General features: G+C 68.4%; 10 protein-coding genes. 5 read left to right on the forward strand and 5 right to left on the reverse strand.

The annotated features are described in order from the left end of the window. Nucleotides 1-116: 116 nt before the first annotated feature. The gene (locus N5D91_RS14310) at nucleotides 117-3,461 is read right to left on the reverse strand and encodes a GH92 family glycosyl hydrolase (protein ID WP_180854348.1); all 3,345 of its coding nucleotides are present in this window, start codon (nucleotides 3,459-3,461) and stop codon (nucleotides 117-119) included. A 422-nt stretch (nucleotides 3,462-3,883) separates the two neighbouring features. On the opposite strand from N5D91_RS14310, the gene N5D91_RS14315 reads away from it, so the two are divergent. The 3 genes from N5D91_RS14315 to N5D91_RS14325 are packed head-to-tail and all read left to right on the forward strand — an operon-like array spanning nucleotide 3,884 to nucleotide 6,524. After that, nucleotides 3,884-4,081 (forward strand): zinc-finger domain-containing protein, encoded by a 198-nt coding sequence (locus tag N5D91_RS14315; RefSeq protein ID WP_005410967.1) that lies wholly within the window; start codon nucleotides 3,884-3,886, stop codon nucleotides 4,079-4,081. 15 nt (nucleotides 4,082-4,096) lie between these two features. Then, nucleotides 4,097-5,212 carry a glycosyltransferase gene (locus N5D91_RS14320; protein WP_110713589.1) on the forward strand — a complete coding sequence of 372 codons (1,116 nt, stop codon included), beginning with the start codon at nucleotides 4,097-4,099 and terminating at the stop codon, nucleotides 5,210-5,212. Then, entirely contained in the window at nucleotides 5,193-6,524 is a 1,332-nt protein-coding gene (locus tag N5D91_RS14325; protein WP_164162356.1) for an O-antigen ligase family protein, read from the forward strand. The genes N5D91_RS14320 and N5D91_RS14325 overlap by 20 nt, the downstream gene beginning before the upstream one ends. A gap of 100 nt (nucleotides 6,525-6,624) precedes the next feature. Here N5D91_RS14325 and N5D91_RS14330 read toward each other — a convergent pair whose 3' ends face one another. Beyond that, nucleotides 6,625-7,542 (reverse strand): LpxL/LpxP family Kdo(2)-lipid IV(A) lauroyl/palmitoleoyl acyltransferase, encoded by a 918-nt coding sequence (locus N5D91_RS14330; protein ID WP_110713586.1) that lies wholly within the window; start codon nucleotides 7,540-7,542, stop codon nucleotides 6,625-6,627. 60 nt (nucleotides 7,543-7,602) lie between these two features. On the opposite strand from N5D91_RS14330, the gene waaA reads away from it, so the two are divergent. Both waaA and N5D91_RS14340 read left to right on the forward strand, forming a co-directional pair. Continuing rightward, entirely contained in the window at nucleotides 7,603-8,901 is a 1,299-nt protein-coding gene (gene waaA / locus N5D91_RS14335; RefSeq protein WP_110713584.1) for a lipid IV(A) 3-deoxy-D-manno-octulosonic acid transferase, read from the forward strand. A 215-nt stretch (nucleotides 8,902-9,116) separates the two neighbouring features. After that, entirely contained in the window at nucleotides 9,117-10,337 is a 1,221-nt protein-coding gene (locus tag N5D91_RS14340) for an APC family permease (protein ID WP_180854347.1), read from the forward strand. Between the two features lie 68 nt (nucleotides 10,338-10,405). On the opposite strand, the gene N5D91_RS14345 is transcribed toward N5D91_RS14340, so the two are convergent. From N5D91_RS14345 to N5D91_RS14355, 3 genes are all read right to left on the reverse strand, one after another. After that, nucleotides 10,406-11,764 (reverse strand): TolC family outer membrane protein, encoded by a 1,359-nt coding sequence (locus N5D91_RS14345; protein ID WP_110713581.1) that lies wholly within the window; start codon nucleotides 11,762-11,764, stop codon nucleotides 10,406-10,408. Nucleotides 11,765-11,780: 16 nt separating this feature from the next. Further along, nucleotides 11,781-12,428: a protein-L-isoaspartate O-methyltransferase gene (locus tag N5D91_RS14350; protein WP_005414414.1), complete on the reverse strand. Its 648-nt coding sequence runs from the start codon at nucleotides 12,426-12,428 to the stop codon at nucleotides 11,781-11,783. A 140-nt stretch (nucleotides 12,429-12,568) separates the two neighbouring features. Next, complete coding sequence (locus tag N5D91_RS14355; RefSeq protein ID WP_153854477.1) at nucleotides 12,569-13,246, reverse strand: TetR/AcrR family transcriptional regulator; 678 nt, start codon at nucleotides 13,244-13,246, stop codon at nucleotides 12,569-12,571. Nucleotides 13,247-13,340 lie beyond the last annotated feature (94 nt).

A 13,340-nucleotide genomic window follows, 5' to 3' on the forward strand; every position in this document is an offset into this window, starting at 1 on the left:
AGTGACCCGGCGGTACTTCCAGCAGCTGTTCGCGCTCTACGCCGGTTTCGTGCGGTCGCGCTGAGGCCGCCAGCTGCCACGGCACGTCGGGCATCCGTGCCCATCGTGCACGCGGCTTACTGCGCCGTGCTCGGCGCCAGCAGCTCGATCTCCGCCAGCGGCATCCGGCCCGGTGCGACCAGGCGCAGTCGGTATTCGCTGTAGCGGCCGGGTTTGGCGATGCGGAACGGACGGGTCTGGCGGGCAGACGCGAAGTCTTCGCCGCTGCGCTGGTCGAGCACGGTCCAGCTGCCGCCGCCGTTGCGCGCCTCCAGCGTCCACTCACCGCCCTGGATGCGGCCGTCACCGCTGGAGAGCGTGTACATCGTCGGCGTGCCGTCGCTCAGTCCGGTCAGCGCGATGGTTGCGCCGCCGCCCAGGCCCACGGTGGTGCTCGCATCGTCATCGACCAGTGCGGGCAGGGCACGGCCATCGGCCAGCGTCGCCTTCGCGCCGCTGCCGAGCAGGTCGTGCAGCAGCTGCGGGCGCTGGCCGCGCGCGGTCAACGAGCGCGGCACATCGTCCACGCCGCTGCCCCAGCGCGAGGGACGGGGTCCCATCACGAAGTCGAGGGTCGCGCCCTTGGCGATCAGGTCGTGCGGCACCCAGGTCTTCGTCCACGGCGTACCGTTGATCTTCAGCGACTGCACGTAGACGTTCTCGCGCGAGTTGTTGGCCGCGTTCACGGTCAGCACTGCGCCACCCTGCAGCTCCACCCGTGCGTGCTCGAATGCCGGCGAGCCGATCACGTACTCCGGGGCGCCCATGCGCAGCGGGTACAGGCCCAGCGAGGCCAGCACGTACCATGCCGAGGTTTCGCCGTTGTCCTCATCGCCCGGATAGCCCTGGCCGATCTCGCTGCCGACGTACAGCCGCGACAGGATCTCGCGCACGTGTTGCTGGGTCTTCCACGGCTGCCCGGCATACAGGTACATCCACGGGATGTGGTGCGCAGGCTGGTTGCTGTGCGCGTACATGCCCATGCGCACGTCGCGTGCTTCGGTCATCTCGTGGATGGTGCCGCCGTAGGAGCCCGCAAGTGCCGGATCCGCGGTTTCCGGCGTGGCGAAGAAGGTATCCAGCTTCGCCGCCAGCTTTTCGCGGCCACCGTACAGCGCGGCCAGGCCTTCGCCGTCATGGGCGGCGGTGAAGGCGAAGGTCCAGCCGTTGGATTCGGTGTAATCGTGGCCCCACACGCGCGGGTCGTAGTCCTTGGCGTCCACGCGCCAGCGGCCATCGGCCTTGCGGCCCTGGAAGAAGCCGGCGGCAGGGTCGAACATCGTCGCGTAGCTGGCGGCGCGGTGGCGGAAGTAGTCGGCCTCGGTGCTGTAGCGCTCGCGTGCGGCAGGTGCGGTCGCGCGCTTGGCCAGGGCATCGGCCATGTTGGCGATGCCGAAGTCATTGAGTGCGCCTTCCATCGTCCACGACATGCCCTCATGCACGTCGGCGCTGGCGTAGCCCCGGAAGGTCGAACGGTCCATGCCCTTGCGGCCGACATGGCGGTCGGGTGGTACCACGGTCGCGTTCTTCAGCGCGGCGGCATAGGCCTCGGCCGGATCGAAACCGCCGATGCCCTTCAGCCAGGCATCGGCGAACGCCACGTCAGAGCTGGTGCCGACCATCAGGTCGGCGTAGCCCGGCGACGACCAGCGCGCGATCCAGCCGCCGGCACGGTACTGCTCGATGAAGCCCTGTACCAGCTGCCCGGCATCCTCCGGAGTGAACAGCGCATAGGCCGGCCAGGTGGTGCGGAAGGTGTCCCAGAAGCCGTTGTTGACGAATACCTTGCCGTCGCGCACGGCGGCATAGCTGCGGGTCGCGCTGCCCTCGGTGTTGTCATCGCTGGCGCTGGCCTGGTTGGCGTAGCGCCACTCCGGTGCGGCGGCGCTGCCCACGTTCTCGTGGCCGGAATTGGGGTACAGGAACAGCCGATACAGGCTGGAATACAGCGTGGTCTTCTGGTCGTCGCTGGCATCGCCGATGTCGAAACGGGCCAGGCGCGCATCCCATGCATCCTGCGCACGGCCGGCCACGCTTTCCAGCGTATCGACTGCGGCGATTTCCAGGGCCAGGTTGTGCCGTGCCTGCTCCACCGAGATCAGCGAGGTGGCGATGCGCATGGTCACCCGCCGGTCGCTGCCGGCATCGAACTTGATGTAACCGGTCGGTCGGCCGGTGTTGAGGCGCCCACTGCTGCGCCACGGCCTGTCGAAGCTGGCTGCCACGTACATGCGGCTGGCGCCGTTGGACAGCCCGCTGCGCGTATCGGTGTAGCCGGACAGTGTCTGCGTGGCAGCGTCCAGGGTCAGGCCACCGCGTGCATCGACATTGTCGAACAGCAGGTTGGCGTCGCCGCCTTCGGGGAAATCAAAGCGGAACAGCGCGGCATGATCGGTCGGCGCGATGGCGGCCGCGATGCCGTTGTCGAAGCGAACGTCGTAGCGATACGGGCGCGCGCTTTCATGGCTGCGGTCGAACGACAGCGCGCGCTTGCGGCGGTCGGCCTCCGGCACACCACGACTGGCCGAGGGCATCACCTGGAAGGTCTGGCGGTCGCCCATCCACGGGCTGGGCTGATGGCTCAGCGCAAGCGCCTGCAGCTGCGGGCGGTTCTGCGCGTCGTTCTGCTCGTTCCAGCGGTACAGCCAGTTCAGCGCACCGGCATCGGTGACCGGGGTCCAGAAGTTGAACCCGTGCGGCACCGCCGTGGCCGGGAAATTGTTGCCGCGCGAGAAGGTGCCGTTGGCCTGGGTGCCGCGGGTGGTCAGCACCCAGTCGGAGACGCGCGCTGGCTGCTGACGTGGCACTGTGTCCAGGCGCACGTCATCAATCCAGCCGGAGACCGGTGCGCCGTCGGCACTGGCCACCTCCAGTTCGATCGCCACCACGCGGCGGCCCTTCAGCGCGGGCACATCGCCCAGCCGCACCGCCTTGCGTGCCCATTGCTGCGGGTACAGCGTCTTCGAGTCACCCTGCGCGCGTGCGCCGATGGCTACGCCGTGCTGGTCGCGTGCAGTGCCGGCCGAAACCCGACTGCCATCGTCCAGCAGCAGGTCCAGTGATACATAGGTCGAGGCCACGGTGTCCTTGCCGACGATCTCCGGCAGCACCAGCCACGACAGGGTGGTATCGGCCTCGATGGTCATGTCCGCCTTGAACAGCTCGCGCCGCGCGCTGCCGCCTTCGCTGCTGTAGCGCAGTGCGTGCAGGCCGCTGTAGCCGGCATTGCGCTTGGCGGCGTAGGGCGCCGCGGGGCCGTTGCCGATCGTGACCTGCAATGCGCCTGTGGCCGGTGCCGGAGCCGGCTGGCCCGGTTCGAACGAGGTCTGCAGCCCCTGTGCCAGTACCGGCATCGCAGTGGTCGCACAGGCAAGGGCCAGGGCGAGCGGAAGCAGGGCGCGGCGTGGATCGGACAGGGTCATGCAAGGGTCTCCCGGGAGGGCAGGCGGCGGGCAGAACCCGCATCGGCAGACACCACGGGCAGCATCGCTCCGCCCGCCTGGATGGCAGTGGAAGAGGCGATGCTGGTCCGGTGGGGGCGGGCCATGCGATCGGGTCGGATTGGGCAGGTCGGGCTGCGACCTGGCCCGATCCTGCAACAGCCGCAGCGGCCTGACAAGTGCCATTTAGTTCGATCCAAATGCGGGAAATATCGTGGTCGAGAGGTTTTCGGGGGGAACCTGCAGGATCGATGGGAGAATTTCCGCCCGTGCCCGGCCTTGGATCTGCCATGCATCGCTGCGAGGAAATGCCCGGCGGCACGCAAAGGCCTGTTGCGGCGCAATGTCGAGGCGGCCCGGATGCTAGAATCACAGGCCTCGCAACCCGTTCATCGACATCCGCCATGAGCCATACCGCCACCGCGCCCGCCAACGCCGAGAAGCGCTACACCGTGCACCGCAGCGATCTGCCGCTGAGCTGCCCGACCCCGGAAATGGCGCTGTGGAACTCGCATCCGCGCGTGTACCTGCCGATCGAAGACGAGCCCAACGGCGAAGCGCAGTGCCCGTACTGCGGTTCCGTGTTCGTGCTGGCCGACTAAGCGGCCGCCCCTTCGATGCGCCGATTGACCGTGGTGCAGTTGCTGCCGGCGCTGCACTCCGGCGGTGTCGAGCGCTCGACCCTGGAAATTGCTGCGGCCCTGGTCGCCGCCGGCCATCGTGCGCTGGTGGTCTCTGCCGGTGGCCGCCTGGTGCAGCCACTGCTCGACAGCGGTGCCGAGCATCTCACGCTCGACATCGGCCGCAAGTCGCTGCTGACCCTGCGCCACCTGCCGACCCTGCGCCGCCTGTTCGCCGAGGTTGGCGCCGACATCGTGCATGCCCGTTCGCGGCTGCCAGCCTGGCTGGGCCTGTACGCGATCCGTGCGATGCCCGCCGCGCAGCGCCCGCATTGGGTGACTACCGTGCACGGGTTGAACTCGCCCAGCCGCTACAGCGCGGTGATGACCAGCGGTGAACGCGTGATCTGCGTATCCAATACCGTACGCGACTACGTGCAGCGGCATTACCCGACCGTTCCCGAGGCGACCCTGCAGGTGATTCCGCGTGGCGTCGATGTCGGCCAGTTCCCACGCGTGGCGCGTGCCGATCGCCGTCCGCGGCTGGCGCTTGCGGCCGATTACCCATGGCTGGCGCAGGTTGAAGGCCCGCTGCTGCTGCTGCCGGGGCGCGGCACCCGGCTGAAGGGCCACGCACATGCATTGCAGCTGCTGGCGGATGTGCGTGCCGCCGGCGTGCCGGCACAGCTGTGGATGCTGGGCACCGATGAACCCGGCCGTGAAGCCTACGTGGCCGACCTGCGCCGGCAGGCCGCTGCTTTGGGCGTGACCGATGCCGTGCAGATCAGCTCGCCGACCGCGCGCATCGCCCAGGCCTATGCGGCCAGCGACCTGGTGCTGCAGCTGTCGGACAAGCCCGAAGCGTTCGGCCGCACCGTGGTCGAGGCGCTGTCGGTCGGCCGCCCGGTGCTGGGCTGGGACCATGGTGGCGTCGGCGAACTGCTTCGGCAGCTGCAACCCAGCGGCGCGGTGCCGCTCGGTGATGCACGCGCGCTGGGTGAACGTGCGCTGGCCCTGCTGGCGCAGCCACCGTCGTTGCCGACCCGCATCCCGTTTACCCTGCAGGCCATGCAGCGCGATACCCTCCGCCTCTATGCCGATCTCGCCGGCTGATCCCGCCGTCATCCTGCGCGACGACCGCGCCGGGCGCTGGGCGCCCTGGTGGGTGCTGGCGTACGTGGCGCTGTGGCCGCTGCCGGGCATCGCTGAAACCGTGCTCGGGCTTGGCGCGCTGTACGCCGCCGCGCGCATGGTCATGCGCCGGCTGCAGCGCCGCCCGCACCTGCTGAGCACGGCAGCCTGGGCACTGACCTCGATCCTGTTCCTCGGCTACTGGCTGCCGCAGGCGTTCTCGGCCATCGATGCCATTGATCCGGCGGCGTCCTGGACCAAGGCTGCTGCGGGTCTGCGCTACCTGCCCTTCATGTGGCTGGTGGCGATTGCGGTGGCCACGCCGGAACGGCGACGCCTGACCTTCGGTGGCCTTGCGTTGATCACCGCTGCGTGGACGCTGGATGCGCTGGTGCAGGCGGCAGGGGGTACCAGCCCGTGGTTCTGGTCGCTGGAACACCTGAAGCTTGCGGTGAGCGGTCGTGCACTGTGCCCGGCAGATGAGGCCGCATTGGCCGACCGGCTCAGTGGCGCCCTGGGGCCGTGCAACCTGAAATTCGGCCAGGTGCTGGCCAGCCTGTCGCCGTTCCTGTTGCTGCCGGTGGCGCGCCGCTTCGGTAATCCGGGCTGGCTGCTGGCGGCCGCCACGCTGGGAAGTGTGCTGCTGCTGGCCGGCTCGCGCGCCTCGTGGATCACCTTCGCACTGGTGCTGGCCTACAGCGGCGTGCGCCAGTTCGGCTGGAAGCGGTTGGCGGTGCTGGCACTGGTGGCCGTTCTCGGAGCTGGCGTGCTGACCGCCAGCGTGCCGCAGCTGCGTGAGCGCTTCGCACGTACGGCGATGGCCTGGGAGGGCGGCGACCGTGGTGTCGACGAGGCGCTGTCCGGCCGTGCGAGGATCTGGGAAGCGGCTGTCTGCATGATCGAGGAGCACCCGATCAACGGTGTCGGCGCGCGTGGCTTCCGCGATGCCTATCCGGCCTGCGTGGCCGATGAAGACCCGGCGGTGTGGGGCAGTGCGCCGGCATTGCACGCCCATCAGATCGTGCTGGAGATCCTGGCGGAGACCGGTGTGCTCGGCCTGCTGCTGTGGCTGGCGGCGGTCGCCCAGGCCTGGCGGGCATGGCGCTACGCGCCGGCCGCCGCCCGTGAGCGTGCGCGGCCGGCGATGCTGGCGCTGGCAGTCACGGTGTTCCCGCTCAACACGCACCTGGCGTTCTATTCCGCGTTCTGGGGTGGTCTGACCGTGCTGCTGGCGGCCCTGTTCGCCGGCAGCCTGCTGGCCCGCGACGCAGACGATTCCCCGCCGATGCAGTAGCTGCCAACCTTGGTTGGCTCCCCGGGACCGGCCTCGGTTCATCGGCGCCAACCAAGGTTGGCGACTACCATGTGCACGCCGGCCCTTCCACCGCATCCGGTTATTTGTAGAAATCGCTCCGGCCGCCGGGCTGGCGCTTGAAACGGCGGTGGATCCACAGGTACTGGTCGGGCGCCTCGCGCACCATTTCCTCGATGGCCTGGTTGACCCGCGTGGTATCGGCTTCCACATCCTCGCTGGGGAAATTCTCCAGCGGTGCACCAATCTTCAGGATGTACTTCCCACCTTCGCGGCGGTGGAAATAGGGGATCACCGCGCAACCGGTCATCCGCGCCAGCTGGTGGGTGGCGGTGATGGTGGAAGCGGTGTGGCCGAAGAACGGCACGAACACGGTGTCCTTGCCACGCATGTCCTGGTCCGGCGCATACCAGAGGAAGCCGCCCTTCTTCAGGTGGCGCACGGTGGCGCGGATGTCCTCGTTGGCGAACATCGCCTTGGCATAGCGCAGGCGGCCGAACTTCACCGCCCACTCGTATACCGGGTTCTTGTGCTTGCGGTACATGCCGGACAGGTCGACGTAGTCGCACAGCAGGCGGCCGCACATCTCCAGGGTCATGAAGTGGCCGGAGACCAGCAGCACGCCACGTCCTTCGGCCTGCATCTGCCGCAGGTGTTCCAGGCCTTCGATCCGCACCTGCGGGCGGATGCTGTCGATGCTGCCCCACCAGGCGCGGATGCACTCGAACACGCCCACGCCCAGCGCATCGAAGCTGTCGCGCACCAGGCGCTGGCGCCAGGCTTCGTCCTTCTCGGGGAAGCACAGTTGCAGGTTGACCTCGGCGGCGCGGCGGCGGCTGCCGAGCAGGCGCCAGGTGATCCAGCCGACGCCCCGGCCCAGCGCGCGCTGCAGCATCCACGGCAGGCGGGCGATGGCGAAGGCGCCGAACATGGCGGCGAACATCGGCCAGTTGCGCGGATCGCGCAGCGACGGGCGGACGGCGGTGGAGGCATCTGACATGGGGCCATTCTACCAAGGCGGCCGCGTGTCTTTCCCGGGGGGCTCCCGTATCCTTGCCGCATGCGTAAAGACCCTGTCGAATGGATCCTGCGCGGCCTGTACTCGGCTGTGCTCTACATCCTGCTGCCGATCACCGTGTACCACCTGGTCTGGCGCGGCTTCCGGGTTCGCGAGTATTTCCGGCGCTGGGACGAGCGCTACGCCTCCTATCCACAGCCGACCGGCCAGCCACGGGTCTGGCTGCACGCGGTGTCGGTGGGCGAGGTCAATGCCGCCGCACCACTGGTGAACGCCCTGCGCGAGCAGCGCCCGGACATCCGCTGGGTGATCACCACCATCACCCCGACCGGTTCGGAGCGCGTGCGCGCGCTGTGGGGCGATGCGCTGGACCACGTCTACCTGCCGTACGACGTGCCGGGCAGCGTCAACCGCTTCCTCGGCCATTTCCGGCCCAGCCTGGCACTGATCCTGGAAACCGAGCTGTGGCCGAACATGCTGTTCGGCTGCCGTGACCGTGGGATTCCGGTCTACATCCTCAATGCGCGCCTGTCGGCACGTTCGCTGCGCGGCTACCGGCTGCTGGCGGCGCTGATCCGGCGCGCTCTGCGCACCGTCACCTGCGTGGCCGCGCAGTCGCAGGACGATGCGGACCGCTTCGTGCAGCTCGGCGCTGCCCCGGAGCAGGTGCAGGCGCTGGGCAACCTGAAGTTCGACATCACCACGCCGGAGGTGCAGGGCTTCGTCGAGCAGTTTCATGCCCGGGTGCCAGCCGGGCGTCCGGTGTGGATCGCCGCCAGTACCCACGATGGCGAAGAACAGGCAGTGGTCGACCTGCACCGCCGCCTGCGCCAGCAGCATCCCGACCTGCTGCTGCTGTGGGCGCCGCGGCATCCCGAGCGCTTCCCGAAGGTGGAGGCGCTGGCGCGCGAGCAGGGCTGGAACGTGGCCACCCGGCGCGCGAAGCAGTGGCCGGAAGCGGGCACCGACGTGTTCGTCATCGACACCCTCGGTGAACTGATGCCGTTCTACGCCTGTGCCCAGGTCGCCTTTGTCGGCGGCAGCCTGCAGCCGATCGGCGGCCACAACCTGCTGGAGCCGGCAGCGATGGGCACCGCTGCCGTGACCGGCCCGCACCTGCACAACTTCGCCGAGATCTCGCGCCGCATGCGTGAGGCGGGTGCACTGCTGATCGGTGAGGACGTGCAGGCGGTCGGTGACCTGTTGCAGCACCTGCTCGACGATGCACAGGCACGCGAAGACATGGCGCGCGCTGGCTGCACGCTGGTGAGCAATGGCCGCGGCGCCCTGCAGCGCACGCTGGCGCTGGTCGCGCCGCATCTGCCGCCACCGCGCAGCTGAGACGGGCGCCGGCAGCCGGCGCGTCGACTGACGTGATCGACTGCATCAATTCTGCTTAGCGATCGGAATCCTGTCGCAGCAGGGCCGGGTACGGGCCTTTCATCGTGTCTTCGATCACATCGCAGCGCCCCCGGTACGGTTTCTGATACCGCCCCTCGGCGCAGGCTGCCAGCCTGCTGTCGACCGCACTTGGGCGGATATCAAGGGAACTTGCGATGGACAGCGACAACGGCCGCGACCGGGATGCCTGCCTTGGCATGGATCATGTCGCGGCGCTGGCACTGGCGCTGCTGCTGGGAGGCAGCGTGATCGCCCTGGTCGGCCAGCACACCGCCGCGCGGGCGGGGCCGGCCATCGTACTGAGCCTGGTATTGGCCGCGCTGGGTACTGCGCCGGTGCTGTATTGCCTGCATGTCCTGAACCAGCAGCGACCCGCCGGCGGGGGCCTGCATGGCGTGCTGCAGGCCAGCTGGGGCAGGGCGGGAGCGGGCGTACTCAGCGGCGTGTTGCTGCTGGAACTGGTGGTGACCAGTGCGGGCGTGGCGCAGTCCATCGCCAGCCACCTGCAGGTGCTGCTGGCCCGCTGCGGTATCGAGGCCGGAAACGGGATGCCGGTTCAGCTGCTGGCCGCCACCGGTCTATGGCTGCTTGGCATGGTCGTGCTGCTGCCGCCACGTCACGTCGCATTGATTGTCTGTGCGCTGCTGACGGTGAAGATCGGCATTGGCCTGCTGCTGCTGGCACTGGCGGCCCGTTACGTGCACTACGCACTTTGGATTCCATGGTTGCCGGAAGCCACGGCGCCGTATCGCTACGGGCTGGGTGGGGTACTGGCGGCGAGCGTGCCGCTGCTCGGCGTGTTCGCCAGCGTCGGCCTTGCGCTGGGATTTCCCGGCATGGGCCGGCAGGCGAGGGCACGACAGCCGCTGCTGCTGGCGGGGATGCTGCTGTTGGCCATGCTGCTGTTGATCGTACTTGCTGCGTTGCAGGCGGGCCTAGTGGAGTTCCCGGCATTGGCCAGCACGCGACCGTTGTCGGTGGCGCTGCAGCAGCACCCGCAGCTGCACTGGATGATGCCGTTGCTGCCACTGGCCGGCGCGGCAGGGTTGGCGGCCCTGCTGCTGGTACTGATGATGTTGGCCGCGCGCCTGGCGACGCAGCTGCGGTCTGCAGCCTGCCCAGCAGCGCCCGGCTTCCAGGTGCGACTGACGTGGGTCGCGGTGGTCCTGTCGGCGGCACTGCTGGCGCTGCTGGCACCCATCGGTGCGCTGCCGGTGCTGCCGGGTCCGGCCACCCTGCTGGTGATGGCGGCCTTGTGCCTGGCCGTGCTTCACGTGCAGGTGCCACCCTCGCGCGTCCTGCCGGTGCTTGCGCCCATGGCCGCCGTACTGTGCCTGTTGGCCGCAGTGGAGCGGATGCGCGCCTGGCCTGGCTGACGGCCGTGCAAAGGCAACAAAAAAGCCACCCTCGCGGGTGGCTTCTTCATTGCCGGCAGGGCGACGACTCAGTGCGTGGTCGTTGCCGGGTTGCCCGCGTCCTGGGTCAGCAGGCGGTTGACGTCCTGCAGCTCGGCCACGTCCAGCGCACCCAGCGACTGGCTCAGCAGCAGGCGGTTCTGCAGGAAGGTGTAGCGGGCCTGGGCGTAGTCCAGCTGCGCCGAGAACAGGATGCGCTGGTTCTGGATCACGTCCAGCACGGTGCGGGTACCGACTTCCAGGCCGACCTGCGAGGCGTCGTACGCGCTCTGCGCCGAGACCACCGCCAGGCGGCGGGCTTCCACTTCGCTGATGCCCTGCACCAGGGTCTGGTAGGCATTGCGGGTGTTGCGGTCGAGGGCACGCTTCTGCTGCTCGTAGCCATCCTGGGCGATGTCACGCTGGGCCAGTGCCTGGCGGACGCCGGACTGGGTGGCGCCACCGGCGAAGATCGGCACGCTCAGGGTCAGCCCGATGCTGTTGGTGCGTGCATCCGGCGACAACGAGCCGGCACCGGTGCTGTCACCCCAGGTTGCGCTCTTGCCCCAGCTGCCGCCCAGCGACAGGGTCGGGTAATGGCCGCCACGAGCGGCCTGCACGCCAGCCTCGGCGGCGCTGACCTTCAGTTCCTGGGCCTTCAGCGCCGGATTCTGGTTGGTGGCCTGGTGCACCAGCTCGTCGATGTTGCCACGGTTGGCCGGCACTTCCGGGCGGAAGTCGGCCGGCAGCCCACGCAGGTTGGTCACCGGCTGGCCGGTCAGTTCGGTCAGGGCCTGGTAGTTATCGGCCAGGGTGTTCTGCGCAACGATGGTGTTGGCGCGCGCCTGGTCGTACTGGGCGCGTGCTTCGTGCACGTCGGTGATCGGCGCCAGGCCCACTTCCAGGCGCTTGTCGGCGAAGTCGAACTGCTTCTTCGCAGCCGCTTCATTGGTCTGTGCGGCGTTCAGCGATTCGATTGCCACCAGCACGTTGAAGTAGGCCGCCGAGGTGCGCACGATCAGGCTGTCGTTGGCCGAATCGAGGGTGAAGTCCGCCGCCTTGCTCAGCTCGCGCTGCGAACGCAGGTTGTTGATCTGGGTCCAGTTGAACAGCGTCTGGCTCCCTTCGATCGTGTAGTTGCGGCGCTTGCTGGTCACGGTGCCGGAGTTGGCGTCATGGTCCGCCTCGCTGCGCGAGCGGTTCAGCGTGGCCTGGCCGTTGATCTGCGGCAGCAGGGCAGCGCGGGCCTGCACGGCGCCTTCCTTGTCGTACAGCCGGGTGGATTCGGCGGCGGACAGCTGCGGATCGCCATTGCGCGCCATTTCGTAGACCTGCAGCAGGTCGGCGGCATGGGCGGACAACGGCAGCAGGGCAGTGGCCAGCGCAACAGCGAGGGATCGGCGGATCATTGCGGCTTCCTTGGACTCAGAGGTGGAACTGGGGGGCCGGGGCGGCACCACGCAGGTAATCGATATCGGTCTCGAACAGGGACTCGGTGCTGCCGTCGGCCTTGACCAGCAGGGCCTCCATCGCCGGCGAACGGCCATGGATCACGAACAGGCGACCACCCGGACGCAGCCACGAGGCGAACTGTGACGGCACCACGTCGACCGCACCAGTGACACAGATCACGTCAAAGCGGCGTTCGGTCTGCCAGGACAGGGCATCGGCCACTTCCACGCGGACGTTGGTGCCCAGGCCGGAGGCGTCCAGGCGGGCACGCGCGGCGGCGGCCAGTTCCGGGTCGATCTCCAGGCTCAGCACGTCGCGCGCCAGCGCGCCGATGCAGGCCGACAGGAAGCCGCTGCCGGTGCCGATTTCCAGCACTTCGTCACCCGGCTGCAGATCCAGTGCCTGCAGGGTACGGCCCTCGATGACCGGCTTCATCATCTTCTGGCCATGGCCGATCGGCAGTTCGACATCGGCGTAGGCCAGTGCCCGGTGCGCGTCGGCGACAAAGGCCTCGCGCGGCAGGCGGGCCAGGACGTCGAGCACCTTGATGTCCAGCACGTCCCAGGGACGGATCTGCTGTTCCACCATCAGTTCGCGGGCGTGGGCGTAATCAATCGTCATGAGGTTCAAATCCAGCGCAGTGGGCCGGCCATTTTACCGGTGCCGGAGGCCGGCGGCGCGCCCAGAGCATCAGCTGCAGGGTGGCCGGGGTCGCAGTGCCGGAAGTCATCGCGACCTCCGGTTCATTCAGGTTTGCCGTTTCAGCCGGTTCCGGCCCCTCGCGGCGCATAGGCGCGCAGAAAGAAGTCGATGCTGGCGGTCACGTGGGTGAGAGGGTCGCACTCCACCGGTGACAGTGGCATGCCGCACATCATATGCATGTGCACTTCGCCCTTGACCAGGGTCAGGAACTGCTGGCCGGCCAGGTAATAGTCGGGGATCTCCAGCTCGCCGCGTTCGCCGCGGGCGCGCAGGAAGTCGGCCAGGGCCTCGCAGGTGCGCTCGGGGCCGGCCCGCCAGAACAGCTCGCGCAGGCGCTCATCGGTCTCCGGCGCCATCATCATGCGCTGGATCGAGATCGCCGCATCGGAGGTGATCAGCTCGAAGAAGGCCAGGCCGATGCCGATCAGCTGGTCGCGCAGCGGGCCGTCCGCGTCGGCCACGAACAGGGCATCGGGCAGCATTTCAATGCATTTGGACTGCACGGCCTCGGAGAACAGGGTCTCCTTGTCGCCGAAGTGGCTGTACACGGTCAGCTTCGAGACGCCGGCCTGAGCGGCGATGGCGTCCATGCTCACGCCGGTATAGCCCTGTTCGATGAACAGTGCCTTGGCTGCTTCAAGGATCGCCGCGCGCTTGCCGAGGTCCTTGGGGCGCCCGGGTCCGGCGGCCTTGGCAGCGGGCTTGGCCGACGGCTTTCGGGAAGTGGGAGAACTCATCGCAACAATACTAGACCAAGCGGTTCGATATTTATACTATACCGGCCGGTTTATTAAATTGGGCCGGCAGTCGCGGCTCCCCCCTTAGTTGCAA

Origin of the sequence: Stenotrophomonas sp. GD03794, assembly GCF_029842145.1 — a bacterium.
Classification (GTDB): Bacteria; Pseudomonadota; Gammaproteobacteria; order Xanthomonadales; family Xanthomonadaceae; genus Stenotrophomonas; species Stenotrophomonas riyadhensis.

Bases quoted from the DNA above. Each gene is read 5' to 3' on its own strand.
- N5D91_RS14350 (WP_005414414.1), bottom strand. From the start codon at position 12,428: ATGACGATTGATTACGCCCACGCCCGCGAACTGATGGTGGAACAGCAG.
- N5D91_RS14320 (WP_110713589.1), top strand. From the start codon at position 4,097: ATGCGCCGATTGACCGTGGTGCAGTTGCTGCCGGCGCTGCACTCCGGC.
- waaA (WP_110713584.1), top strand. From the start codon at position 7,603: ATGCGTAAAGACCCTGTCGAATGGATCCTGCGCGGCCTGTACTCGGCT.
- N5D91_RS14345 (WP_110713581.1), bottom strand. From the start codon at position 11,764: ATGATCCGCCGATCCCTCGCTGTTGCGCTGGCCACTGCCCTGCTGCCG.
- N5D91_RS14315 (WP_005410967.1), top strand. From the start codon at position 3,884: ATGAGCCATACCGCCACCGCGCCCGCCAACGCCGAGAAGCGCTACACC.
- N5D91_RS14330 (WP_110713586.1), bottom strand. From the start codon at position 7,542: ATGTCAGATGCCTCCACCGCCGTCCGCCCGTCGCTGCGCGATCCGCGC.
- N5D91_RS14355 (WP_153854477.1), bottom strand. From the start codon at position 13,246: ATGAGTTCTCCCACTTCCCGAAAGCCGTCGGCCAAGCCCGCTGCCAAG.
- N5D91_RS14310 (WP_180854348.1), bottom strand. From the start codon at position 3,461: ATGACCCTGTCCGATCCACGCCGCGCCCTGCTTCCGCTCGCCCTGGCC.
- N5D91_RS14340 (WP_180854347.1), top strand. From the start codon at position 9,117: ATGGACAGCGACAACGGCCGCGACCGGGATGCCTGCCTTGGCATGGAT.
- N5D91_RS14325 (WP_164162356.1), top strand. From the start codon at position 5,193: ATGCCGATCTCGCCGGCTGATCCCGCCGTCATCCTGCGCGACGACCGC.